The organism is Minwuia sp., from assembly GCF_048263705.1.
In the GTDB taxonomy this organism is placed as follows: domain Bacteria; phylum Pseudomonadota; class Alphaproteobacteria; order Minwuiales; family Minwuiaceae; genus Minwuia.
This window is the reverse complement of the sequence record NZ_JBLXDV010000013.1, coordinates 50,666-74,545: the sequence shown is the minus strand read 5'-3', so window position 1 is coordinate 74,545 and position 23,880 is coordinate 50,666. Positions and strand designations below refer to the sequence as shown.

General features: G+C 63.3%; 28 protein-coding genes. 16 read left to right on the top strand and 12 right to left on the bottom strand.

The window, feature by feature from the left end; genetic code table 11:
• Positions 1-1,239 (bottom strand): NADH:flavin oxidoreductase/NADH oxidase family protein, encoded by a 1,239-nt coding sequence (locus ACN0X7_RS16805; RefSeq protein WP_417519377.1) that lies wholly within the window; start codon positions 1,237-1,239, stop codon positions 1-3.
• Between the two features lie 141 nt (positions 1,240-1,380).
• On the opposite strand from ACN0X7_RS16805, the gene ACN0X7_RS16800 reads away from it, so the two are divergent.
• Positions 1,381-1,599 (top strand): hypothetical protein, encoded by a 219-nt coding sequence (locus ACN0X7_RS16800; protein ID WP_417519375.1) that lies wholly within the window; start codon positions 1,381-1,383, stop codon positions 1,597-1,599.
• A gap of 103 nt (positions 1,600-1,702) precedes the next feature.
• Here ACN0X7_RS16800 and ACN0X7_RS16795 read toward each other — a convergent pair whose 3' ends face one another.
• A complete protein-coding gene (locus ACN0X7_RS16795) occupies positions 1,703-2,062 on the bottom strand; it encodes a hypothetical protein (protein WP_417519472.1) in 360 nt (119 codons plus the stop codon).
• 424 nt (positions 2,063-2,486) lie between these two features.
• On the opposite strand from ACN0X7_RS16795, the gene ACN0X7_RS16790 reads away from it, so the two are divergent.
• From ACN0X7_RS16790 to uvrB, 9 genes are all read left to right on the top strand, one after another.
• Entirely contained in the window at positions 2,487-3,989 is a 1,503-nt protein-coding gene (locus ACN0X7_RS16790; RefSeq protein WP_417519373.1) for an ABC transporter substrate-binding protein, read from the top strand.
• Positions 3,990-4,041: 52 nt separating this feature from the next.
• Complete coding sequence (locus tag ACN0X7_RS16785) at positions 4,042-5,001, top strand: ABC transporter permease (RefSeq protein WP_417519371.1); 960 nt, start codon at positions 4,042-4,044, stop codon at positions 4,999-5,001.
• Entirely contained in the window at positions 4,998-5,813 is an 816-nt protein-coding gene (locus ACN0X7_RS16780; protein WP_417519369.1) for an ABC transporter permease, read from the top strand. The genes ACN0X7_RS16785 and ACN0X7_RS16780 overlap by 4 nt, the downstream gene beginning before the upstream one ends.
• A 30-nt stretch (positions 5,814-5,843) precedes the next feature.
• A complete protein-coding gene (locus ACN0X7_RS16775) occupies positions 5,844-6,686 on the top strand; it encodes an SMP-30/gluconolactonase/LRE family protein (protein WP_417519367.1) in 843 nt (280 codons plus the stop codon).
• Between the two features lie 9 nt (positions 6,687-6,695).
• Positions 6,696-7,088 carry a VOC family protein gene (locus tag ACN0X7_RS16770; RefSeq protein ID WP_417519365.1) on the top strand — a complete coding sequence of 131 codons (393 nt, stop codon included), beginning with the start codon at positions 6,696-6,698 and terminating at the stop codon, positions 7,086-7,088.
• 320 nt (positions 7,089-7,408) lie between these two features.
• Positions 7,409-8,719, top strand: a complete 1,311-nt coding sequence (locus ACN0X7_RS16765) for a hypothetical protein (protein WP_417519363.1) — start codon at positions 7,409-7,411, stop codon at positions 8,717-8,719.
• Complete coding sequence (locus ACN0X7_RS16760) at positions 8,716-9,063, top strand: helix-turn-helix domain-containing protein (protein ID WP_417519361.1); 348 nt, start codon at positions 8,716-8,718, stop codon at positions 9,061-9,063. Before ACN0X7_RS16765 ends, ACN0X7_RS16760 begins: the two co-directional genes overlap by 4 nt.
• Positions 9,064-9,065: 2 nt before the next feature.
• The gene (locus ACN0X7_RS16755; RefSeq protein WP_417519359.1) at positions 9,066-9,632 is read left to right on the top strand and encodes an RES family NAD+ phosphorylase; all 567 of its coding nucleotides are present in this window, start codon (positions 9,066-9,068) and stop codon (positions 9,630-9,632) included.
• Positions 9,633-9,708: 76 nt separating this feature from the next.
• Entirely contained in the window at positions 9,709-11,970 is a 2,262-nt protein-coding gene (uvrB, locus tag ACN0X7_RS16750; protein WP_417519357.1) for an excinuclease ABC subunit UvrB, read from the top strand.
• A gap of 239 nt (positions 11,971-12,209) precedes the next feature.
• On the opposite strand, the gene ACN0X7_RS16745 is transcribed toward uvrB, so the two are convergent.
• Positions 12,210-12,524, bottom strand: a complete 315-nt coding sequence (locus ACN0X7_RS16745) for a type II toxin-antitoxin system RelE/ParE family toxin (protein WP_417519355.1) — start codon at positions 12,522-12,524, stop codon at positions 12,210-12,212.
• Positions 12,524-12,787, bottom strand: a complete 264-nt coding sequence (locus tag ACN0X7_RS16740) for a ribbon-helix-helix domain-containing protein (RefSeq protein WP_417519353.1) — start codon at positions 12,785-12,787, stop codon at positions 12,524-12,526. The genes ACN0X7_RS16745 and ACN0X7_RS16740 overlap by 1 nt, the downstream gene beginning before the upstream one ends.
• 111 nt (positions 12,788-12,898) lie before the next feature.
• On the opposite strand from ACN0X7_RS16740, the gene ACN0X7_RS16735 reads away from it, so the two are divergent.
• The 5 genes from ACN0X7_RS16735 (at position 12,899) to ACN0X7_RS16715 (ending at position 16,105) form a co-directional block, all read left to right on the top strand.
• A complete protein-coding gene (locus ACN0X7_RS16735) occupies positions 12,899-13,387 on the top strand; it encodes an SRPBCC family protein (protein WP_417519351.1) in 489 nt (162 codons plus the stop codon).
• A gap of 7 nt (positions 13,388-13,394) precedes the next feature.
• On the top strand, positions 13,395-13,679 hold the full coding sequence (locus tag ACN0X7_RS16730) for a hypothetical protein (RefSeq protein WP_417519349.1): 285 nt from the start codon (positions 13,395-13,397) through the stop codon (positions 13,677-13,679).
• 338 nt (positions 13,680-14,017) lie between these two features.
• Positions 14,018-15,226 (top strand): multidrug effflux MFS transporter, encoded by a 1,209-nt coding sequence (locus ACN0X7_RS16725; protein WP_417519347.1) that lies wholly within the window; start codon positions 14,018-14,020, stop codon positions 15,224-15,226.
• Between the two features lie 72 nt (positions 15,227-15,298).
• Positions 15,299-15,550, top strand: a complete 252-nt coding sequence (locus tag ACN0X7_RS16720) for a hypothetical protein (protein WP_417519345.1) — start codon at positions 15,299-15,301, stop codon at positions 15,548-15,550.
• A gap of 99 nt (positions 15,551-15,649) precedes the next feature.
• A complete protein-coding gene (locus ACN0X7_RS16715; RefSeq protein WP_417519343.1) occupies positions 15,650-16,105 on the top strand; it encodes a BLUF domain-containing protein in 456 nt (151 codons plus the stop codon).
• 96 nt (positions 16,106-16,201) lie between these two features.
• On the opposite strand, the gene ACN0X7_RS16710 is transcribed toward ACN0X7_RS16715, so the two are convergent.
• From ACN0X7_RS16710 to ACN0X7_RS16690, 5 genes are all read right to left on the bottom strand, one after another.
• A complete protein-coding gene (locus ACN0X7_RS16710) occupies positions 16,202-17,134 on the bottom strand; it encodes a dihydropteroate synthase (RefSeq protein ID WP_417519341.1) in 933 nt (310 codons plus the stop codon).
• Positions 17,135-17,165: 31 nt separating this feature from the next.
• Positions 17,166-18,071: a methylenetetrahydrofolate reductase gene (locus ACN0X7_RS16705; protein WP_417519339.1), complete on the bottom strand. Its 906-nt coding sequence runs from the start codon at positions 18,069-18,071 to the stop codon at positions 17,166-17,168.
• Positions 18,064-18,366: a virulence factor gene (locus ACN0X7_RS16700; RefSeq protein ID WP_417519337.1), complete on the bottom strand. Its 303-nt coding sequence runs from the start codon at positions 18,364-18,366 to the stop codon at positions 18,064-18,066. Before ACN0X7_RS16700 ends, ACN0X7_RS16705 begins: the two co-directional genes overlap by 8 nt.
• 168 nt (positions 18,367-18,534) lie before the next feature.
• A complete protein-coding gene (locus tag ACN0X7_RS16695) occupies positions 18,535-19,191 on the bottom strand; it encodes a DUF1638 domain-containing protein (protein WP_417519335.1) in 657 nt (218 codons plus the stop codon).
• Positions 19,192-19,289: 98 nt separating this feature from the next.
• Positions 19,290-19,991: a corrinoid protein gene (locus ACN0X7_RS16690; RefSeq protein ID WP_417519333.1), complete on the bottom strand. Its 702-nt coding sequence runs from the start codon at positions 19,989-19,991 to the stop codon at positions 19,290-19,292.
• Positions 19,992-20,253: 262 nt separating this feature from the next.
• Between ACN0X7_RS16690 and ACN0X7_RS16685 the strand changes: the two genes are divergently transcribed.
• Positions 20,254-21,816, top strand: a complete 1,563-nt coding sequence (locus ACN0X7_RS16685; RefSeq protein ID WP_417519331.1) for a trimethylamine methyltransferase family protein — start codon at positions 20,254-20,256, stop codon at positions 21,814-21,816.
• A 102-nt stretch (positions 21,817-21,918) separates the two neighbouring features.
• Here the strand turns inward: ACN0X7_RS16685 and ACN0X7_RS16680 are convergent, their stop codons facing one another.
• The 3 genes from ACN0X7_RS16680 to ACN0X7_RS16670 form a co-directional block, all read right to left on the bottom strand.
• The gene (locus ACN0X7_RS16680; RefSeq protein ID WP_417519329.1) at positions 21,919-22,395 is read right to left on the bottom strand and encodes a TspO/MBR family protein; all 477 of its coding nucleotides are present in this window, start codon (positions 22,393-22,395) and stop codon (positions 21,919-21,921) included.
• A 218-nt stretch (positions 22,396-22,613) separates the two neighbouring features.
• Positions 22,614-23,531: a TauD/TfdA dioxygenase family protein gene (locus ACN0X7_RS16675; protein WP_417519327.1), complete on the bottom strand. Its 918-nt coding sequence runs from the start codon at positions 23,529-23,531 to the stop codon at positions 22,614-22,616.
• A gap of 57 nt (positions 23,532-23,588) precedes the next feature.
• Positions 23,589-23,879, bottom strand: coding sequence for a cupin domain-containing protein (locus tag ACN0X7_RS16670; protein ID WP_417519325.1), 291 nt, complete (start codon positions 23,877-23,879; stop codon positions 23,589-23,591).
• Between the last annotated feature and the right edge of the window lies 1 nt (position 23,880).

The following is a 23,880-nucleotide window of genomic DNA, read 5'->3' as shown; positions in this document are numbered from 1 at the left end:
TCAGGGGGTGCGCCCCTCCAGCATCTGCGCGGTCGCTTCCTCGTTGGCAACATAGGCTTCCATGGCCTCCGCGCCGGTCATCTCCCGATCCGGGTCCAGCCCGTCGCCGTGCCGGATCAGGTTCAGCGCGAACCAGCCCAGCCCGGCTTTCGCAGGCTTGATGCCGCGTTCGTAGGCGGCGACGCTTTCGGCCCCGGCCAGCAACCGGTTGGGCGCGTCGGTGTCCACACACATGGGACGTCCCAGGCCGATCATGTCCAGTGCGCCGGACGCCAGCGCCTCCTCCATGCCGGCGCGGGTACGGAAGCCGCCGGTGACCATCAGCGGCAGTTTCGTCACGCCGCGGATCTGCTCGGCATAGTCCAGGAAATAGGCCTCGCGCTTCACCGTACTGGCGGCGACTTCAGTGCCCTCGCTGGTCTTCGATCCCATCATCGACGGTTCTTCGTAGTTGCCGCCCGAGATCTCCAGATGGTCTATTCCCGCGTCCTCCAGCCATTGTACGACCTGGAGGCTGTCGGAACTGTCGAAGCCGCCCTGCTGGAAGTCCGACGAGTTCAGTTTGACCGAGATCACGAAGCGCGGTCCGCAGGCGTCGCGGATCGCGCGGACGACGGTCAGCAGAAGCCTTGCCCGGTTCTCCAGGCTGCCGCCCCATTCATCGTCCCGCCTGTTGACCAGCGGTGTCAGGAACTGGCTGAGCAGATATCCGTGCGCCGAATGCACCTGCACGCCGGAGAAGCCGGTATCGCGCGCGACCTTCGCGGTGTGGGTGAAGCGGGCGATCACATCGGTGACCTCATCGGCGGTCATGGCGCGCGGATGGGCGAAGGCGCTTTCGGGCAGGGCCAGCGGTACCGCGGACGGCGCCACCGGATTTTCGCACACGCGGCGCGGCGTCTGACGCCCGGGATGGCTGATCTGCATCAGCAGGACCGTGTCATTGGCCGTTCCGGCCGCCGCATAGGCCCTCAGCGCCGCCAGCGCCTGCTCGTCCTGCGGCCCGTCGATCACGACATTGCCCGGGCGTTCCAGATAGCGGCGGTCGATCTGCACGTTGCCGGTGACGACGATCCCCGCGCCGCCTGCGGCCCAGCGCCCATACAGGCTGGCGTGCCGTTCCGTCGCCCGGTTCCAGGCATCCGACAGGCCCTCGGTCAGCGGTGCCTTGCCGAAGCGGTTCTTGACGGTCACCCCGCATGGCAGGGTCAGCGGGCTGGCAAGCGTGACATCGTTCATGGTTTCATTCCCTCCCCGGAATTCAGTGGACCGCAAACTTCCCCGGAATTTGCTCTGGATCAAGCCCCTGTCGGTTCAGATCAGGCAGTCTGGTGGTCTGCAACGGGTCCGAAAACAGGAAACAGAGGAGGGAAACCCTACATGGTCGCCATTTCCACCACCGTGAAGAAGCATGTCGAGGCCGCCATCGCCGAAGCCGCAGAGACCGGATATTCCGCAGAGGACACGGCGCGGTCGATGCTGTCGTTCGTCATGGCGATCTATCGCGAACATCGTGAGATCCCCGACATCATCGAGGAACTGCAGTACACGATCGACAATCTGGACCCGAACAAGGAGCACGCCTTCATGCGGCCCTGAATGGCCTTCGCGCCGCTTCGCAGCCGGCTGACATGAAAAAGGGCGCACCACGCAGGTGCGCCCTTTCCAGATGCCGACCGTAACCGGTCAAGCCAACCAGCGGCTATTCTGCGGTGATCACGTCCATCACCAGCTTGCCGTCAACCTTCACCGGCCCGTCTTCCTTGGCGCCCAGCGTATATTCGAAGATGCCGGTTTTCATGCCGCCATCCTCACCGTGCAGCATCAGCATCAGCATGTCGCCCTGCTTCACGGGTTCGGTCAGGATCGCCGAGACATTCTCGTTCATGCCGGCTTTCAGCGGAGCATAGCCCACCACGGGACCGGGCTTGCCGGACGCATCGGTGCGGTGGACGACCATCCAGCCGTTGGCGGGCGCGACGATGGACGTTGCCGTCACGGTGCCGCCCGAAACATCCTGATCTGCAGCTTTCACGCTGAGTTCGGCATGGGCGCCGGCCATGGCCAGGCCAGGCAGCAACAGACCGGCGGCGATAGCGGAAATAAAATACTGGCGTTTCATACTGTTTTCTCCTGCTTGCGCGCCTGACCCGGCCTGTTTCTGCTGAAGTGTCGCCGGATATCGGGCCTCCGGTGAAATCAAATGCCGAATGTCGGGATATCGGCGATCCTTCACGGCCTGGCAGGCGCTTATTGCGAACCCGGCGGCGTCGCTGACGGGTCAACTTCTTGATGAAGTCATTGTTTTTACGCGGGGTCATCGGGAATGGTTCACATCCTCGGCGGCTTTCCGAATCCGGATCGCGGGCACGCCTTCATGCGGCCCTGACCGGTTGCCCCCTTTGAGCTTCACAAAACTGTTGTAAGCTGGCGATATCGTCTGCGGGATCCTTGAACGATCCAGATGCGCAAAAGGGAGGCATCACATGACCCGGCATCACATGACCCCAAGAGACATTCGCCGGCTCGCCATGGCCACGGCCATCGGGCTTACGGCCACCACATCGATGGCACTCGCCAGGACCGACGTCGTGATCGGCATGCAGCAGGAACCGACCGTTCTTGACCCGACCGCCGATGCGACGGCGTCCATCGATTCCATCTTCACGCAGAATGTCTTCGAGTCCCTGACATCGGTGACCGAAAGCGGTGAGATCATCCCGGCGCTGGCCGACAGCTGGACCGTTTCGGAAGACGGCACGGTCTACACGTTCGATCTTGCCGACGGTGTGACATACCACGACGGCACCACATTCGATTCCGCCGATGTGAAGTTCAGCTTCGACCGGGCGATGGCCGAGGACAGCGTCAATCCGACCAAGGGCATCTTCAAGCTGATCACGTCGGTCGAGGCGGTCGATCCGGATACGGTCCGGATCACGCTGAGCAAGCCCGACGCCTTCTTCCTGTTCAACATGGCACAGGGCGACGCCTCCATCGTCGCGCCCGAAAGCGCCGATACCAACAAGACCAGTCCGGTCGGCACCGGCGCCTACAGGTTCGACAGCTGGACGCGCGGCGCTTCGATGACACTGGTCAAGAATCCGGATCATCGCGACGCCGGTGATGTCACCATCGACAGGGTGACCTTCCGCTTCATCGCCGATCCGGCGGCAGCGGTCGCCGCCCTGCTGTCGGAAGAAGTCGATGCCTTTCCCGGCATGCCCGCGCCCGAGGTGCTGGAGCAATTCAAGGCCGATCCGCGCTTCGACGTCGTCACCGGCACGACCGAGGGCGAGGTCATCCTGGCGCTGAACAACGGCAAGCCGCCGTTTGATGACATTCGGGTCCGCAAGGCGATCAGCCACGCGCTGAACCGGCAGGAGATCATCGACGGGGCCTACTACGGGTACGGCACGCCCATCGGGTCGTTCTTCCCGCCGCACCACAAGTCCTATGTCGATCTGACGGGACAGTACGCGCACGATATCGAGAAGGCGAAGGCGTTGCTGGCCGAGGCGGGGCAGAGCGATCTGAGCGTCACCCTGCGCAGCCCGCATTTCCCCTACGCCCGGCGGTCCGCGGAAATCATTCAGAACCAGCTGGCCAAGGCCGGGATCGCGGTTGCGATCGAGCAGGTCGAGTGGGCGTTCTGGATCGGAGAGGTCTACAAGAAGTCCAATTACGACATGACCATCATCGCCCACACCTCGCCGAACGACATGGGCAACTTCGCGCGCGGGCCGAAGTATTTCTACGGCTACGACAATCCCGAATTCACTGCCTTATGGGACCGGATCAGCACCGAACCCGATCCGGCGAAACTGGATGCGCTGCTGAAACAGGGACAGCGGTTCATCGCCGACGAGGCCGTGCATGCGTTCCTGTTCCAGCTTCCCAGGCTGGGCGTCTACCGCAAGGATCTGTCCGGCTACTGGACGTCGTCGCCGGTGCTGTTCGCCCCGCTGAAGGATCTGCGCTGGAACTGATCGCCGTGTCCGTTCAGGAGCCAGTCCGCCCGGCAGGCCGGGGCCGGCTCCGATGACGCGCTTTCTGGTGATGCGGCTGGTCACGCTGGCGCTGACCCTGCTGGTCGTGTCGTTCATTGTCTTCTGGACGATGAACGCGTTGCCGGGCGACCCGGCGCTGGTGATCCTGGGCATGGATTCGACCGAGGATGCGCGCGCCGCCCTCAGCCGGGAACTGGGTCTGGAAGCCCCGTTCTTCGAACGCTATTTCGGCTGGCTGGTCGGCGTGCTGCAGGGGGACTTCGGGACCAGTTTCAGCTTCGGCGTGCCGGTCGCCGACCTGATCGTGGAACGCCTGCCCGTGACGGTTCCGCTCGCGCTCCTTGCCACGACCTTCACGGTGGCTTTCGCGCTGATGCTGGGGGTTTACGCCGCCTCGCGCCACGGCCACGCGGGCGATGTCGGCGTCATGACCCTCAGCCAGCTCGGCATCGCCATTCCCGCCTTCTGGCTGGCGATCCTGCTGGTGATCCTGTTTTCGGTCTATCTGCGCTGGCTGCCGTCGGGCGGGTTTCCGGGCTGGTCCAATCCGGCAACGGCCTTTGCCGCGCTGGTGCTGCCGACGGTGGCGCTGGCGCTGGTGCAGTCGGCGGTGCTGGCGCGTGTCACCCGGTCCAGCGTGCTGGAGGTGATGCGGCTGGACTATGCCACGACAGCCCGGGCCAAGGGCCTCAGCCGCGGGGCCATGCTGCGCCGCCATGTGCTGCCCAACGCCCTGATCCCCATCATCACGGTCATCGGCATGCAGTTCGCGGGCGTGGTCACCGGCACCATCGTCATCGAGAACGTCTTCTACCTGCCGGGTCTCGGCCGCCTGATCTTTCAGTCCATCACCAACCGCGACCTGTTCGTCGTGCAGTCGCTGGTGCTGTTCTTCGCCGCGACGGTGGTGATCGTGAATTTCATCGTCGACGTTCTGTATGCGGTGATCGACCCGCGCCTGCGCGACCGGGTCAGGCGGGAAGGCCCGTGAAGCGCGTCAGCTTCATCCTGGGCGGCGGGCTGGTCAGCCTGGTGGTTCTGGCCGCGCTGGTCTCCACCTTCTGGACACCCCACCCGACGGACGTGATCAGCATCGCCAACCGGTTCCAGCCACCGTCGGCCAGCCACTGGCTGGGCACCGATCAGTTGGGCCGCGACCTGCTCAGCCTGCTGATGGAAGGGGCCCAGAGTTCCGTGATCGTCGCCTTCCTGTCGGTGGGACTGGGCGGCAGCGTGGGCGCGGCGCTGGGTCTGCTGGCGGCGGCGCGGGGCGGGATGCTGGAAGAACTGGTGATGCGCTGCGCCGATCTGGCGTTTGCCTTTCCCGCGCTGCTGTTCGCCATCATGCTGGCCGCGATCTACGGCCCGTCGCTGACCAATGCCGTACTGGCCATCGCCTTCATCAATGTGCCTGTCTTCGCGCGGCTGGGCCGGGCGGCGGCGAACCAGATCTGGGTCCGCGACTATGTCACCGCCGCGCGGGCGATGGGCCTGTCCACCTTCCGCATCACCTGGCGCCATGTCGGGCCCAACGTGGCGGCGATTCTGGTTGTCCAGATCACCATCGAATTCGCCATCGCCATTCTGGCCGAGGCCGCGCTGAGTTATCTGGGACTGGGCGTGCAGCCGCCGATCCCGTCCTGGGGGCGAATGCTGTCGGAAGCGCAGACGCTGCTGTTCATCGCACCGCAACTGGCGATCTGGCCCGGCGTGTGTATCGTGATCGCGGTGCTGGGCTTCAACCTGCTGGGCGACGGCTTGCGCGACGCGACCGACCCCCGGCTGAGAACCATGCGCCGCTAGATTTGGGACATCTCTGGGGAGGAGAGTCAGATGCAGGAACGCGCGACGGGATACGGGCTGATCGAAGGACCGCTGTGGGACGAGGAGCGGGGCCTGCTGTTCAGCGACGTGACGAACGGCGGGGTCTATGCGCTCGCCGCCGACGGCACGGTCTCGACCGTGCTGGAACATCGCAAGGGCATCGGCGGCATGGTGCACCACGCGGACGGCGGCATCGTCGTCGGCGGGCGCAACATATGCTGGAAGAGTTTCGACGGCGAAGGCTCGAAGGTGATGCTGGACAAGGATGTCACCGACACGGCCATCGGCTTCAACGATTTCACCACCGACGCGGCGGGTCGGCTCTATGTCGGATCGCTGGGGTTTCAGGTCTTCAGCGGCGACGAGGAAAAGCCGGGCCACCTGCACGTCATCGATCTGGACGGGTCGGTGCGCACGGTCTCGGACGGCATCATCCTGACCAACGGCATGGCGTTCTCGCCGGACGGCAGCCGGCTCTATCACTCGGACGCGCGCGCCAACATCGTGCGGGTCTATCCGGTCGATGACGGCAAGGTCGGTCCGTGGGAGACCTTCGCGACCTTCACCGACGGCCACCCGGACGGACTGTGCGTGGCCGAAGACGGCTCGGTCGTTGTGGCCGCAGCATTCGGCGATCATGTCGCCGTCTTCGCACCCGACGGCACCCTGCAGGCCAAGCACGAGGTGCCCCTGCCCATGGTGACCAGCGTGGCCTTCGGCGGCGAGGGGCTGCGCGACCTGTATGTGGTCACCGGCTCCGGCGAGGGGCCGCGCCCCAACTGCGGCAGTGTCTTCGTCACCAGCATCGGTGTCGCCGGTCTGCCGGTCCCGCCCTGCCGGGTCGCGCTGTAGCGCCCGACCATGGGGCTGAAGGACATCCACAATCTGGATTATGCCGTGCTGCTGTGCGAACGGCTGGACGAGACCCGTCGCTTCTACGCGGACGTGATGGGCTTTCCGGTCGAACATGAATCGGAAACCTGGATCTGTTTTCGCACCGGCGCGACCTTGCTGACACTGCGCCCGCGCGGCCCCGGCCCGGCGTGGGAGGATGGCCCGGCAGTCGCGGGTTCGGCCTCGGTGCAACTGGCCTTCCGCGTCCCGCCATCGGCCATCGATGCCTGTCACGCCGAACTGGTTGCCGCCGGTGCCGAAATCCTGCGCGGCCCAACGGACCTGCCCGCCTGGAACCACCGCACGATCTTCTTCCGCGACCCCGAAGGCAATCTGCTGGAAATCTACGCGGAAATCTGATGCTCAGCGCTTTGGCATCAATTTGGTTTCACAGTCAATCACAATGAAACTATATTGGAACCATCCAGATCTTTCGTGGAGCGTTGCCATGGGTGTTGCAGCCCACTTCATCGACGAATTGAGGGTGATCGGCGACCTTTGTGGCACCGACGTCGCCAACATCATTTCTGTTTCGAAAGCTACTGTTTCCCGCTGGTCGAGCGGAGATAGCGCAGGAGCGTCAAGCTTATGGTTAGGGCCTTGCGAGGTTGAGCATTTTTCATTTGCATTCCATATCTGTTTCATTATAAATTTCCATGAAACAGATATGAGGTTCAGGTATGGCCGATGTCATCCCACTTCGTGGTGTAAATGCCAAGACAACGCCGGTCATCGACATTTGGCGAGTTGGCAGATTGCATCACGTTCAGTTGCAGAACGTGATCGCTCAGGTGGGGCTCCCCGCTGAGAATGTCGTGATCGACGCGAGCGCGGCTCTTGAGCAGAAGAACCTGATTCAGGACATTCGCAATCTCGGCGGCAGGCTCATCCTCGATACCAATGTCGCGGAGATCAGCTCTGTCGGCAAAGTGTCGAAAAGGTTACGCAACGCGCCGTGGGCACCAGAAGTTGGTGTCCTGTCCGTTTCGACCATGAGCGCTTCTGACAGAACTGCACTGGTTGATGCCATTGCCGAGTATGCTGTGGAGCATGGATATCAGCGCGTCATTGCGCCCAGTCATGTGCTGAAAGGAGGGCTGAACACTCCTGTTTTCGATCTTGATCGGGCGTTGTGTGGAGAATTGAGGACAGCCCTGGACCGGATCGGTGGTAGTTACGTAGCTGTCGATTATTGCCTCATTTTGCAGCATACGGTTCTTAAGGTGTCCGAAGAGCGAGAGGCCATAAAGCTGGGATTGAAGAATATTCCCTTCGATAATCTCTGGATTCGAGCGGCTGGTTTTGGTTCCGATGCCACGCCTGCGGCAATTCAGAATTTCATCTGGAACCTCTTGCTATTGCACTCTCTGAGACGGGGAATGATTGCGGATTATGTAGATGGATTGGCTGCGGAAAGCGCAATGTATTTCGGTGCGGTGTCGGCCGTCTCGCGTGGCTTGGTGGCATCGGGCAGGTTTGACGTTGGCAGCTGGGACAAAGTTCCCAAGAACCGATCTCCTCAAGACAGCGGGCCGCCGGTCCGAATCCCAGTCTTCGGCATCGATGGAACTTTGACCCGACAAGAGTTTCAGTTGATTGGCTCGAACCCTCGCCTGCGGAGACTTGTATCTTGCGGGCGTGACTGCTGTGCAAGCGGTTTTAGCGATATGGAACAGGCACCTAAAATCCACGCAGTTAGATCTAGAAGACTTCAAATTGACGAGATCAATTCGGTCCCGGATTTACATAGGCCCAGCCATTTTTTGAGTCAGAGGATGAGTCGGTCTAAGTCTTTGGCAATTCAGATCGCAAAGATTGATTCAGGTTCCGAGAAGCTTGATAGAAAATTTGCTAAAGCAGCAAAACGGATCACTGAGGCCGAGCGGTCCTTGCAGGAGTTGGAGGTGCGCGTAACGAAAGATTTCGGGAGAAGCAGGGCGTTTTATGCTGATAGATTTGCGGGTGTGAAACTGGGAAGATCAGAAAAATGAACGCGAATCCGAGTGTAACGATGCAATACATCAGAGACCTTCGAGAACTTGGAGGTTTAAAAGGAACCGATGTGGCGAACATTGTTGATGTGTCGAAGGCCACGGTATCGCGATGGGAGAATGGCAGCAGCCTGCCTCAGCCAAGTGCTGAGATGGTTCTGGCCGATCTTCACTATGTCGTTCGGCGATTGGACAGTTACTACAGTTCTGATGAAGTCAGATCTTGGCTGTTGGCACGCCATCCTCAATTGGAAGACCGACGCGCCATCGACCTGATCAATCGGGGCGAGACAGAGGAAGTGCTGGCCATCATCAATCGTCTCGATTCGGAAGCCTACGTCTGACGATGAAAGAAGCCCGGGACGCCGATCTGCTGGACGCGCTGGAGGCTCTGCAACCGGTTTCGTGGGATGGTCCGGTTTGGCGCGCGACACGGGACGGACGAGATCCCTTGAACTGCGGTCGCGGACGTGGCCGCTGGGACGACGGTAGTTTCGACGTCCTGTACACCTCTCTCAGCGACGCGGGCGCGGTTGCCGAGATGCGGTACCACTCGGCCCGCGGACAACCAATCCCGCCGTCAAAGATCAGGTACCGGCTGTACGAGCTACAGGCGGTAATGAGTCAGGCGCTTGAGTTTGTGGACTTGCCGTCTCTCAAGGCCATCGGGATGGACGCCAGTCGCTATGGCGACCTCGCATATTCCAATCGAGGCGAAGAATATATTCTCAGCCAGCGAATCGCGGAAGCGGCACATTTCCTTGGTTTCGACGGGCTGATTGTACCGAACGCGCGTCATGCTTCTCTCAACGCCGTGATTTTCTGTGAACAGGCACCGATGGATCGTCTGCAGGTCGTCGGCGACAGGGGGCTCATCGACTGGATCCAGTGGCGTGACCGGATCGGTTTCTGACAGACCTTCACCAAAGCGAACAAAAACCGCACAGAGGCCCTTCACCTGACCCGCGCGCTGGCCCATATTAGCGCCCATGGCGACATCACAGAAACAGATCGACAGTGGCTTCCAGCGTGCGCTGCAGGAGGCTGAGGCACCGACGTGGCTGCCGGAACGGCCCGAGCGGCCGGAGAAGCTGGAGGGCGGCCGGCGGCTGACCATCGCGTCGGACTTCGAACCCGCCGGCGACCAGCCGCAGGCCATTGCCGAACTGATCGCGGGCACGCAGGCCGGCGACCGGGATCAGGTGCTGCTGGGCGTCACCGGCTCGGGCAAGACCTTCTCGGTCGCGCATGTGATTCAGGAGGTCCAGCGCCCGTCGCTGATCCTGGCGCCGAACAAGACGCTGGCGGCGCAGCTCTACGGGGAGATGAAGTCTTTCTTCCCCGACAATGCGGTCGAATATTTCGTCAGCTATTACGACTATTATCAGCCCGAAGCCTACGTGCCGCGCACGGACACCTATATCGAGAAGGACGCCTCGATCAACGAACAGATCGACCGGATGCGCCACTCGGCGACGCGCTCGCTGCTGGAGCGTGACGACGTGATCGTCGTGGCCTCGGTCAGTTGCATCTACGGCATCGGCTCGGTCGAGACCTATTCCGACATGACCATGGTACTGAAACAGGGCCAGCGCATCGATCAGCGCGGGCTGCTGCAGCGGCTGGTGGAACTGCAGTACCGCCGCAACGATCAGGCGTTCGAGCGCGGCGCCTTCCGGGTGCGCGGCGACACGGTGGAGGTGCATCCCAGCCATCAGGAAGACCGCGCCTGGCGCTTCTCGCTGTTCGGCGACGAGCTGGAATCCATCGTCGAGTTCGATCCGCTCACCGGCTCGAAGACCGGCGACATGGAGCAGATCAAGCTCTACGCCAACAGCCACTATGTCACCCCGCGCCCGACCCTGCAGCAGGCGGCCAAGCACATCCAGGCCGAACTGAAGGTGCGGCTGGAACAGCTGCACGCCGAGGGCAAGCTGCTGGAGGCGCAGCGGCTGGAACAGCGCACAATCTTCGACCTGGAGATGATGCAGGCGACCGGTTCCTGCGCGGGGATCGAGAACTATTCCCGCTATCTGACGGGCCGCCCGCCCGGCGCGCCGCCGCCGACCCTGTTCGAATATCTGCCCGAGAACGCGATGCTGTTCGTGGACGAAAGCCACGTCACCGTGCCGCAGATCGGCGGCATGTTCCGGGGCGACTTCCGCCGCAAGTGGACCCTGTCGGAATTCGGGTTCCGCCTGCCGTCCTGCGTCGACAACCGGCCGCTGAAGTTCGACGAATGGAACGCCATGCGCCCGCAGACGGTCTATGTCTCGGCGACGCCCGGCGGCTGGGAGCTGGAACGCACCGAAGGCGTCATCGTCGAACAGGTCATCCGCCCCACCGGCCTGGTCGATCCGCCGACCTTCATCCGCCCCGTCGCCGATCAGGTGGACGACCTGATGTCGGAAATCCGCGAGGTCACGGCGAAGGGCATGCGCGTGCTGGTCACCACGCTGACAAAGAAGATGGCCGAGGACCTGACCGAATATCTGCACGAGAACGGGATCAAGGTGCGCTACCTGCATTCGGACATCGACACGCTGGAGCGGATCGAGATCATCCGCGACCTGCGCCTCGGCGTGTTCGACGTGCTGATCGGCATTAACCTGCTGCGCGAGGGGCTGGACATTCCCGAATGCGGGCTGGTCGCCATTCTGGACGCGGACAAGGAAGGTTTCCTGCGCTCGGAGACCTCGCTGGTGCAGACCATCGGGCGCGCGGCGCGCAACGTCGACGGACGCGTCATCCTCTATGCCGACAGGATGACCGACAGCCTGACCCGCGCGCTGGCCGAGACCGAACGCCGCCGCGCCAAGCAGCAGGCCTATAACGAACTGCACGGCATCACCCCGCAGTCGGTGAAGAAGAACATCTCCGACGTGATGCAGTCGGTCTACGCGAAGGACTCGCTGACCGTCGATGTGGGCGACGATGTGCCGACGCTCACCGGCAAGGATCTGAAGGCCGTGATCGCCGACATCGAAAAGAAGATGCGCGAGGCCGCCGCCGACCTGGAATTCGAGGAAGCCGCCCGCCTGCGCGACCAGATCAAGTATCTGGAAAGCGCCGAACTGGAAATCGCCGCTGACCCCATGGCCCGCCCCAAGGGCCTCGCCGAAGCGCTCGCCTCCTACGCCCCCGGCGCGACCAAGGGCAAGAAGGACGGCGGCAAGGGAAGATTCAGCCGTGGCCGTACCAAGTCCGGCAGGCCGGGTGCGAGGCCGAGCGTGAAGAGCCGGAAGCGGTAGTTAGAGACGAAAATGACCCGGAAATTGATCAACGCGGTGGTTGATGTCAGGACTTATCTGGATTTGTTGGATTGGATCGTTCCGGCATTTGATTGAAACGACCAAACGCATAGGGGTCTCCGCCGCCGCCGTTTGGGGGCAACCGACGATTCAGCGGACGCCTCGGGTACTGGATAAACCGGAGGTGACAATCCGGGAACTGCCGATTCATAAAAGGGGTGGGGCCGCGATAGCGATCATTACTGCCCGGCATCGCGAAGGTTCTCGACATCGCGACCACCGTGCAGGATGCGGATGATTTCCACCCCATCCCCATCGGAAGTAAATGCTATCGCCGCCCGTCGTTCGAAGCCGGTCAGTCGAATACCTTTTCGAAGATCATCTCGCGCTGTTCCGGACAATGGCGTCTCGCCGAGACGTTCACAGCGCGCATATATGCGGTCGACATAACGCGTTGCCACCTGCCAATCGCCCGATCGTTCAAGTACGTAAATGAAGATGCTTTCGAGATTCGCCTGGGCTTCGGGCCTGTATTGAACACCGAGACGCTTCATCACGCCGAAGGATTGGGCCGGAATTTCTCATAGAGATTGTCCAGATGGTCGCGGACTTCTGCAGATGAAAGGGATGGTCTGGGATCATCCAAGGAGGCGTCGATCTTCGCCTTGATATCGGCGAGACCTGCCGGTTCGTCCCCGGATCGAAGCGCCTTCATCGCACCTCGCAGCGCCTGCTCGACCGACGAGAACTCACCGGACCGGACGAGCGCCCGGAGTTCGTCGGCGACATCTTCCGGGATCCGCACAGTAACTGTCATTTCAATCTCCTTGCCGATAAGCTGCCCAATTATGTCACAGATTGCTGATCGGTACGAAGCATGAGTAACCTGAACGACCAGTCTGAGCACGGGAATGCAGTGCCATCGGTTGTGGCCATTAGCGTTCGTGTATCTGCCGCCGACCTCTGGCACCGCCTCACCCAGCCCGGCTACCTCAAACTGTGCCATCCGTTCTGCGCGTCGACCGAGGTGGAGCGCTGGCCCGGCGAGGGGGCACGGGATTCGATCACCTATTATTCCGGACGACGGTATCGGCGGCACTTCGTGCGTTGGATCGAGGGTGAAGGCTACGACATTGAGCTTGGCGATGCGCCGAACCAGACGGCGCGGGTGTCATGGCGGATCATGCCGCAGGGCGATGCGCAATGCCGCCTGACCATCGAGGTCGTGCCCCTGTTCCCCGATGACATGCCAGAGGCAAGGCGGCAGATGATTCTGGAACGCGAATTCGGTGCGGACCTGGCGCATTATCTCGACGGCGTGGTGCAGGGCATCAGACACTGGGTCGAGACCGGCACGCCGGTCGCGGAAGACCAGTTCGGCTGGAACCCGTTGTATTCCCGACCGAAGGCGTCATGATCGCCGGATGATCCATCGCATCGACTGCATGACTCGGCTGGAGCCGGACGATGCCATGTCCCGCATCCGCGATGCGATCGCGCGCATCGGTGGCCGGATCGTCGATCACAAGCTGGTCGACGGTGTGGCCGCGACCTTCAATATCGCGCTGAAGGACGAACGGTTCGAAAGCTTTCTGGACGGGCTGCCCGAGATTGCGGTTTACGTGGAACGCGCCGTCAGTCCGGACCGACAGATCGGCCGCCCGATCCGCTGTCTGCTGTCGGTGCAGATCGTTCCGCCGCTCGACTGAAGCGACATTGCTCCGGGTCTGTCACCCCCGGTTTATCCGGGGGCTGCGGTGGATCTCGCAGGCGTCTGTTTCCGCAGTATGTTCGCAGAAGGCCCCCGCACAAGGCGGGCGTGACGTGCCGAGGAAGAGCGTTCGATCGGATCGATATCGAATTCAGGACCTGCCGCACCAGGCGGAACCGTGGCTGTCCATGCGGCAGGCGAGGGTGCGCCGCTCTGACGAAGTGGCTTCAACTGACCGCCGCTTCGCGATAGCGTCCGCTCCCCGCGCTGTCACGTAAGCCTCCGGCAGCTCCCTTTTCTCAAAGCTCCACGAGCATCTGCCATGCGCCCCGCACCATGACCCCGGCATCGTCACCGCCGCATCTGCCGACGCTGATCCTGATGACGGCGCTGTCGACCCTGTCGCTGAACATGTTCCTGCCCTCGCTGGCCAACATCGCGACCGAGTTCGACACGTCCTATGCGACCGTCAGCCTGTCGATCGCGGGCTATCTGGCCGTCACCGCGGTGGTGCAGCTTGTGGTGGGGCCGCTGTCGGACCGTATCGGGCGCCGCCCGGTCGTGCTGGGCACGGTCGGGATCTTTGTCGCGGCGTCCATCGGCTGCACGCTGGCGACCGACATCTGGACCTTTCTGGGATTCCGCATGCTGCAGGCGGCGATGGTGGCGGGGCACGCCATGTCGATGGCCATCGTGCGCGACACGCGGACCGAGCGGCAGGCGGCGGGCACGCTGGCCTTCATCAGCATGTCCATGGCGGTCGCGCCGATGCTCGGCCCGATGGTCGGCGGCACGCTGGATACGCTGTTCGGGTGGCGGGCGAGTTTCTGGTTCTACACGGGGTCGGGTGTGGCCCTGCTGTTGTTGTGCTGGATCGACCTGGGCGAGACCTATCCGCGCCGCGACCGGAAACCGGGCGATGCACCGCCGGGCAGGCCGGTGGACCTGCTGCGACTCGCGCCGTTCTGGGGGTTCGCGCTGTGCTCCATGTCCTCGGTCGGGGCGTTCTATGTCTTCCTGGCGGGCGCGCCGCTGGTCGCCGCCGAGACCTTCGGCATTTCCACGGCCACGCTGGGCCTGTTCATCGGTTCCATCACCATGGGTTTCGTTTGCGGCACCTTTCTGTCGACGCGCCTGTCGAAACGGTTCGACATCACGACCATGATGCTGGCCGGGCGGCTGGCCGCCTGCGCCGGGCTGGGTACGGGGCTGGTGATCCTGCTGTCGGGGCATCTGCACATCGCCACCTACTTCGGCGCGACGATCTTCGTCGGCCTGGGCAACGGGCTGACCGTGCCCAGCGCCTATGCGGGCGCGCTGTCGGTGCGTCCCGATCTGGCAGGCACGGCCGCGGGCGTGAACGGGGCGCTGATCGTCGGTGCCGGTGCCGGGCTGACCCTGGTCACCGGGGCGCTGATGGAAGCGACGGATGCGCCCGTGACCCTGTTGTCCATCATGTTCGGCACATCGTTTGCCGGTCTGCTGGCAACGCTCTGGTCGCGCAGGATGCGTGCGGCGCTCCAGCGGGAAATTCCGACCGATTAACATGTGCTGTGGACGCAACCGACGGACCGCGTGCAGAATACCCGCTCTGATAGTCAGAATGGAGCGATCTGCGTGCCGGTCAGGCGTCGTGTCTATCTTTCGTCCGCAACCGGGCTCTTTGACGGTGCCGCACGCGACGGTCTGCTGTCACAGGCGCGGGCGCGAAACGGCGCGCGCGGAGACGGACGCTGGCGCGATGCAGCCGGCTTCAGGCATCTGCGCCGGACGATCCTGACCGATGCCGGACAGACCGATCCGTCTCAGGTCATTTACTTCGTGGCACAAAGTTTCCTCGACAACGCGCGCACGGCGCTGTCTGATTGAAAGAGGCGGGAAACCAGATACACGTGCGAGACTTGCAACCGCTGGCGCCGGAGCCATTTGCGTCAGAAGAGATCAATCAAGAAACGTGGGGAGAGAAACTTGCCACACAGACGTCTCATGTACATGTCCACCGCGGTCGGCGATGTGGACGATGATATTCTTTTCGACATTCTGAGCGTATCCCAGCAGAACAACGCCCGAAACGATATTTCCGGCCTGCTGCTTTTCGGCAGCGGATGCTTTCTGCAGGTGCTGGAAGGCCCCGATGATGCGGTGGGCGAACTCTACGACACGATTCTCAGCGACACCCGGCACAAGGATCTGGTGCTGATCGAGGACATTTCGGTCGAGGAGCAGCTGTTCGGTGCCTGGTCGATGGCGTACCTGCGCGAGGAATCACTGCCGCCACGCACCCGTCGGGGCTTCATCGACTTGCGCCGGACCGTTCTGGAGGAAGCCGGCATGGGCAAGGGCGATCCCGGCATCATCCGGCTGCTGACGCAATCGTTCCTGAACGCCATTGCAGCCATGAACACGATCGAGAAACAGGCATGACCGGTGCCTGCCCTGCGCCCCCGGCACCGACAGTTGCACCGGTCCCGGCCCTTCGTTGAATCGCCCCGTCAATCCGGGATCGGAGACCGGATGGCTTCAGGCGGCATCCGATCCGGACGAGCGTCTGCGGCGGCGTTCTCCGCGACCGCGCCGGCCTTCGCCGCCGCCTTCAGCACCCTCGGGTGCCGGTTCCCGGTTGGCCTGCAGCCAGACGCGGCAGTCGGGATCGTGGCCCAGCAGCACATTGGCTGCCCGCACGGCGTTCATGTCTTCCGCATGCAGCGGGTTCATGATCGCGGAGGTCATGCCGGCGGCCGCGGCCATTGACAGGAAATGACCGTTCATGACGCGGCGGTTCGGCAGGCCGAAGCTGATGTTCGATGCGCCGCACGTCGTGTTGACCTTCAGTTCCTCGCGCAGACGGCGCAGCAGGGCGAAGACCTGTTTGCCCGCATCGTTCATGGCCCCGACCGGCATCACCAGCGGATCGACCACAACATCCGATACGGGGATGCCGTGATCCTGCGCCCGCTCGACGATCTTCTTCGCCACCGCATAGCGCACATCCGGATCGGTCGAGATCCCGGTCTCGTCGTTGGAGATCGCGACGACCGCGGCACCGTATTTCCGGATCAGCGGCAGCACGCGTTCCAGCGACTCGTCCTCGCCGGTGACCGAATTGACCAGCGGCTTGCCCTGATAGACGGACAGGCCGGCTTCCAGCGCCTCGATGATCGAGGAATCGATCGACAGCGGCAGATCCGTCAGCGACTGCACAAGCTGAATGCTCTCGGCCAGGATGCGGGGCTCGTCGGCGAGCGGAATGCCCGCGTTCACGTCCAGCATGGTCGCGCCTGCCGCGGCCTGCGCCAGCGCGTCCTTCTCCACCCGGCTGTAGTCGCCGTCCTTCATTTCGGCGGCCAGCAGCTTGCGACCGGTGGGGTTGATGCGCTCGCCGATCACGCAGAAGGGCTGGTCGAACCCGATGATGATTTCACGGGTCGCGGACGACAGGACGGTGCGGGTCATGGGATGCGCTTTCGCTGGAGTGGCCGACCGGTCAGGCTTCGGCGTGGATGGGCTGTGTGTCGGCGAAACCTTCGACGCCGCTCACCCAGGAGCCGCGTTCGTAGAGCCATTCCGACGTCCTCTTCAGGCCGCCGAACGGGAAGACGTGCATCTGCCGGATCGGACCCGACGGGTTGAACGCCCAGTAGGCCTCAAGCGGCCGCACGGTCGATTCCGGCGAGTGCCCGGTGGCCAGGGCGGTGACGGCACCGGCGCGCTTCTTCAGGAAGTTCAGCGACTCTCCGACACCGCAGGCTGCGGCATATTTCAAAAGGGTCATGATCTTCGCCGGACCGGCCACGCCCAGGTGGATCGGCAGCGTGTTGCCCGCCGCCGTGATACGCTCGGCCCAGGCGATGAAGCTGTCGGCGTCGAAGCCGAACTGCGTCACAAGATAGATCTCCGCGTCGGTCTGCTTCGCGAAGGCGTTCTTCTGCCGGATCGCGAGATCCAGGGCTTCCGTCGGGATGTCGGGGCTGCCTTCGGGGTGTCCGGCGACACCGATGCGGGTGAATCCCAGCCGGTCGAACCAGCCGCTCTCCAGCAGTTCGATCGAGGCGGCGATCGGTCCCATCTGGCGGTCCGGGCTGCCTGCGATCGCCAGCGCCTCGGTGGTGCCGGCCTCGTTCGCGAAGGCTTTCAGGCGGCTTTCGAACGCGCTCCAGCTCTCGAAGCGGCGTGCCGCCAGATGCGGGACGGCGACATAGCCGCAGTCCTGCAGCTTGCGCGCGGCCCTGACCAGCCGGTCATTGTCGTCGGAACCCAGGTCGGTGATGTAGACACGTGTGTTCACCGGAAACAGACCGGCCAGGTCGACCTTGTCCAGGATCTGGGCCGGTGTGGCTTCTATGGATGCGCCAATGCGCGGGGTGCCGCCCATCCGGATCACGTTATCCATCGGCCCTGCCTCCATTCGTTACCATTGCGTTGATGCGTTCCTGCGGGAATTCGGTTTCCAGTTGCGCCGCGAACTGGCCGGCCAGCGCCTCAAGATCGCCGTCGACGGTCTCCGGTTCGCCGCGCCGCCATTCCGCCAGATAGGCGTCGGAATCCTTCGCCCCCAGCTTCATCGCCGTACGATCGATGGCCTGGATGAAACGTTCGGGCAGTTCGACCGTCGCGCGCTTCCTGCCCGCTTTCACGATCACCTGCGCCGGGATATCCCGCCAGTAAACGACAATCTTCTGAGCCATCATCACCTCGTTGCCTGTCACCAATATGGGCATGGCCCCGCGACGCGGATGGCTTGGGCGCGACCAGGCGGAGTCGCTTCCGCGACAAAAACGACGTCGCGGAATCCGTTGGTTTCCAAGGGGTTTGGGGTTCTGTTTCAGGTGCGACGGTCAGATGTCGCACCTGTGTTATGACGACAGGGGGAGGGGCTCGCTCGCCTTCTCGACGAAGGCGGTCAGGTCGCCGAACCCGACGCGGCGGCGCTCGAACGCCAGCCCCAGTCGTTCGGCTGCGGCCTCGGCCCTGGCCGTCAGCACGTCATCGTCCGTCTGCGCCAGATAGACCAGCTTCTCGTAATGGCCGAAATAGGCGTCGCGCAGTTCCGGGTGGCGATCCAGGCCCAGGGACCTGATCACCATGCTGTCGAACTGACGGGCCAGAAAGTCGGTCAGGTAGAAGCTGGTGAACTCCTCGTCGGCCCTGGCCAGAAAGGCGTCGTTGCCGCTGAAGAAGGAATAGCAGTGCGGCCCCTCGATCCGTTCGACGCCCAGTTCCTGGCAGACGCGATCCAGTCGGCCACCGGTGCCGCAGTCGGCATATCCGACCAGAACGCGGGCATAGGTTTCGCGCGCGGCCAGCACCGCCTCGCGCACGGCATCAGGAATCCGGTCCGGCGTGTTGTGCAACTGCGCGGGCAGGCACTTCAGGGCGACGCTGCCCATGGCGGTCTGGCCCATCAGGGTGCCGATCTCGCGGGCCAGCGCGCCGCAGGCGATGATCAGGGTGCGTTCGCCGGCGGCATCGGTCAGATCCGGCCTCCGGCTGTATGTCGATGTATCAGGCATGGTCGTCTCCGGGACACTACTGTGGTCAGACGCGGCGTCATGTCGGGACACCGCTCACCGTCCCCCAAATCGTGTTTGTTCTCTGCCGGAACCCTGTTTCAGCTCGCTGCTCGTTGATTGTGGCGGCGTAGCATGTAGTCCTTGGCGGTCTCGACGGCCACCGCCGCATCGCGGCAGTAGGCATCGGCACCGATGGCGTCGGCGAACTCCTCGTTCAGGGGTGCGCCGCCGACCAGCACGACGTAGTCGTCGCGGATGTTCTTTTCCTTCATGGTGTCGATCACGACCTTCATGTACGGCATGGTCGTGGTCAGCAGCGCGGACATGCCCAGGATGTCGGGCTGGTGCTCTTCCATGGCTTCCAGATAGTTCTCGACCGGGTTGTTGATGCCCAGATCGAAGACCTCGAAGCCCGCTCCTTCCAGCATCATGCCGACCAGATTCTTGCCGATGTCGTGGATGTCGCCCTTGACGGTGCCGATGACGACGCGGCCCATCTTCGGCGCGCCGGTCTCGATCAGCAGCGGCCGCAGGATGGCCATGCCCGCCTTCATCGCGTTGGCCGACAGCAGGACCTCGGGCACGAACAGGATGCCGTCGCGAAAGTCGATCCCGACGATGCGCATTCCCTCGACCAGGGCCTTGGTCAGGATGTCATAGGGTTCCCAGCCGCGCTCCAGCAGGATGTTGACGGCTTCCTCGATCTCTTCCTTCAGGCCGTCGTAAAGGTCGTCCATCATCTGCTGGACAAGCTCGGCATCGTCCAGTTCGGACAGAACGATATCTTCTTCATCGGCCATGGAATGATCCTTCCCATGAGGACGCGTGCGAAACGCACGATCGGCGGTCGATCCACCTTCCTTCAGCTTATGACAGAGTTTGCAGCACGCTGGATTGACCGAAAGCGACCAGCGCGCGACGCAAATGCGACGCATGCGGGCTCGCCGCCGGTATGTACGCCTGTTCCGGGCGCGTCCTGCCGATGACGCACCCGGACAAGCGGGGCCGGGCGGCGTGGCCTTATCTGGTGGGCAAGATGGGTCGCTTCGGGAGAACAGGAACATGGGCGACGAGACAGAGCAGGGTTCGGGACGCCGGCGCGGACGCCGGGCGGGTGGCGGTGCCGAAGCACGCCGGGATGCGCGGCGCGGCGGCGGTATGGAAAGCTATGGCTTCATCCAGCGCAGCATGAAGCCCTTCGAGGTGCTGACGGACGAGGGCGCGGAACTGATCGAGACCAACGCCGATCTGGTGCTGGAAGAGATCGGGATCGAGTTCCGGGAGGATGAAGAGGCGCTGCAGATGTGGCGCGATGCCGGGGCGGACGTTCAGGGCGAGCGTGTGCGGTTCCCGAAGGGCCTCTGCCGCGACCTGATCAGGACCGCTCCGTCGCAGTTCACCCAGCACGCCCGCAATCCGGCCCGGTCCGTCGAGATCGGCGGCAACAACACGGTCTTTGCACCCGTCTATGGCCCGCCATTCGTGCGGGACCTGGATGGCGAGCGCCGCTATGCCACGATCGAGGATTTCCGGAACTTCGTGAAGCTGGCCTACATGGCCCCCGCCATGCACCATTCCGGCGGCACGGTCTGCGAACCTGTCGATGTGCCGGTGAACAAGCGTCACCTGGACATGGTCTACAGCCACATCAAATATTCCGACAAGCCGTTCATGGGGTCGGTCACGCATCCGGAACGCGCGGCAGATTCCGTCGCCATGGCGAAGATCGTCTTCGGTGACGATTTTGTCGACAACAACTGCGTGCTGATCAACCTGATCAATGCCAACTCGCCGATGGTCTTCGACGAGACCATGCTGGGTGCGCTGAAGGTCTACGCCCGTGCCGGGCAGGCCACCGTGATCAGCCCGTTCATCCTGTCGGGCGCGATGGCCCCGGTGACGCCCGCAGGCGTGCTGACCCAGACGCTGGCCGAGGCGATGGCCGGCATGGCCTTCGCGCAGCTCTGCAGGCCCGGCGCGCCGGTGGTCTTCGGCAGCTTTGCCAGCTCAATCTCCATGCAGTCGGGTGCGCCCACCTTCGGCACGCCGGAACCCGCGCTGGTGCTCTATGGCGCGGCGCATCTGGCGCGCCGGCTGGGCGTGCCGTTCCGTTCCGGCGGCGGCCTGTGCGGGTCGAAGACGCCGGACGCGCAGGCGGCCTACGAGACGATGGCGACGCTGAACCCGACCCTGATGGCGGGCGTCAACTTCGTGCTGCATGCCGCCGGCTGGCTGGAAGGCGGGCTGGTGTCGTCCTATGAGAAGTTCGTGATGGACTGCGACCAGCTCGCGATGCTGCAGCGCTTCAGCCAGGGCTATGACCTGAGCGAGAACGGCCAGGCCCTCAGCGCCATGCGCGAAGTCGGACCCGGCAGCCACTATCTCGGCTGCCAGCACACGCAGGACAATTTCCAGACGGCCTTCTACCGGTCGCCGCTGACGGATAACAATTCGTACGAACAGTGGCTGGCCGAAGGCGAGAAGCGGATCGAGGATCGCGCCAACGAGATGGTGCGCAAGTGGCTGTCCGACTATCAGGCCCCGCCGCTGGATGAAGCCATCGACGCACAGCTTCAGGACTTCATCCGCCAGAAGAAGGAATCCATGCCGGACGCCTTCACCTGAAAGGGTAACGCCCGGCCCTCACCGGCAGAGGCGGTCGACCGCATCTACAATCGTGAAATGCGCAAGGCTTTCAACTTCAAGGGGCCGGACGGCACCTGACCGTCAGTTCAGCGCGACGATGCTGGCGTTCAGATAGGTCGCGAAACTGACCCACGCGAGGTAGGGAAACAGCAGGACCGCCGCCAGTTTCCGGCGCGGCCAGATGATCGCGATCAGTGCCGCAATGGTGAGCCACAGCAGGCCGATGTCGACCAGTGCCAGGGCCGGCTGTTGCAGCGCGAAGAACAGGGGCGTCCAGGCGGCGTTCAGGATGCCGTTCGCAATGAACAGCAACAGCAGGTTCCGCCGCGCCGCCCCGGCTTCGGTCGCCACCCACGCCAGCGTCGCCGAAATGGCGGTCAGGATATAGATCGTGGTCCAGGCCGGGCCGAAGACCCAGCCCGGCGGTTGCAGCTCGGGTTTGGTCAGGGCGTCATACCAGGGGCCCATGGTCGTCGCCGCGCCGCCTGCCAGTGCGACCGCCAGCGTGGCGAGCCCTGCGATGATGGCCGGTTTCAGCCAGTGCTGTCGTTTTTCCATGGCGTGCATATGGGAAGGCCGTCATCCGACACGAACGCGCCGGTTTGTCGCTGTCGCAGCTGGCGCGCGTAAACCGGAACGGAACGTGTTCGGCGTCCCGCTATGCCGCAGCAAAAGAGAACAGACTTGACTCTGTTTTGCGGAACAGACCGGAACCTTGGCCGAACAGGCGGGCAGATCGCGCGAATCGATTCGGTTCCGATTCGCGTGACAGATTCTCAGCCCGCCGCCGCTTCCGCCGGGCTGCGCGCCATACCGCCATTGCCGCCGCGTTCGGCCAGATAGGGCCGTTCGCCCGCAACCGTCGTGCGGTGGAGCTGGCGCCGGAAGCCGTCGTAATCGTTCATCGCATTGTGCTGGACGCAGCGGTTGTCCCACATGACCAGCGTGTTCACCTGCCAGCGCACCCGGCAGGTGAGTTCGATGCGGGTAGCATGGGTATTCAGGAAATCGAGCAGCGGCCGGCTCTCCCGCTCGGTCATGTTCTCGAACCGGATGGCGTAGACCGGGTTGATGAACAGCGCCTTCCGGCCCGTCTCCGGCACCGTGCGGACGGCCGGGTGCACCTGCTCGGCGTGGGCTTCCTCGGAGTTGATGATGGTCATGGCCCGCTTCTCCCGGCCGAACAGCTTGGCCTCGGTGCCGTAGGGACGGCGCGCCGAATGAACCACGTTCAGCCCGTCCAGCATGTCGCGCATGCCCTGCGACAGGGTTTCGTAGGCCGCGTACATGTTGGCGAACGCCGTATCGCCGCCATAGGGCGGGATGTCCTTGGCGTGCAGGATGGTGGCGCGGGGCGGGGCCTCCTGAAAGCTCCAGTCCGAATGCCAGTTGCCGCCGAAGTTCAGCATGCCGGACTCGCTGGCTTCCTTTATCACCTCGATGATCTCGGGGTGGTCGGGCATGGTCTTCACATAGGGTTCGAAGCCGAATTCCCCGAACATGCGTGTGAACCGCTTCTGATCCTCGAAGCCCATGGCCTGATCGCGAAAGACGATGACAGCATGATCGCCGAACGCCTGTTCGATCTCCATCAGTGCTGCGTCGGAGACGGTCTGCGTCAGATCCACGCCCGCGATCTCGGCACCCAGAATGCCGGTGATCGGTGTGACTTCGATATGCTTGTAGTCCCGCATGATGGTTCCTCCCAGAACATCAGATATTCCGGGCGGTATCCTGATCTCCTGCGGCGGCTATGTCAACTCCACCTCGACGAAGACGAACTCGAAATCATTGTCATTGATGACGTCGTGCTCGACGCCTTCGCCGCGGTTGTAGGAAACACCGGCGGTCAGCGGCGCCTTCGACAGGCCCTCGGAGGTTTCGATGGTCAGTTCGCCGGTCGTGCCGGGAACCACGACATAGTCCATCTCATGGCGGTGCCAGCCGGTATGCGCGCCGGGGGCGAAGCGCCACTCGGTCACCACCACGCGGTCGGTCTCCAGTTGCTTGGTCGGCACGGCCATCGGGCGGTCAGCGCACATG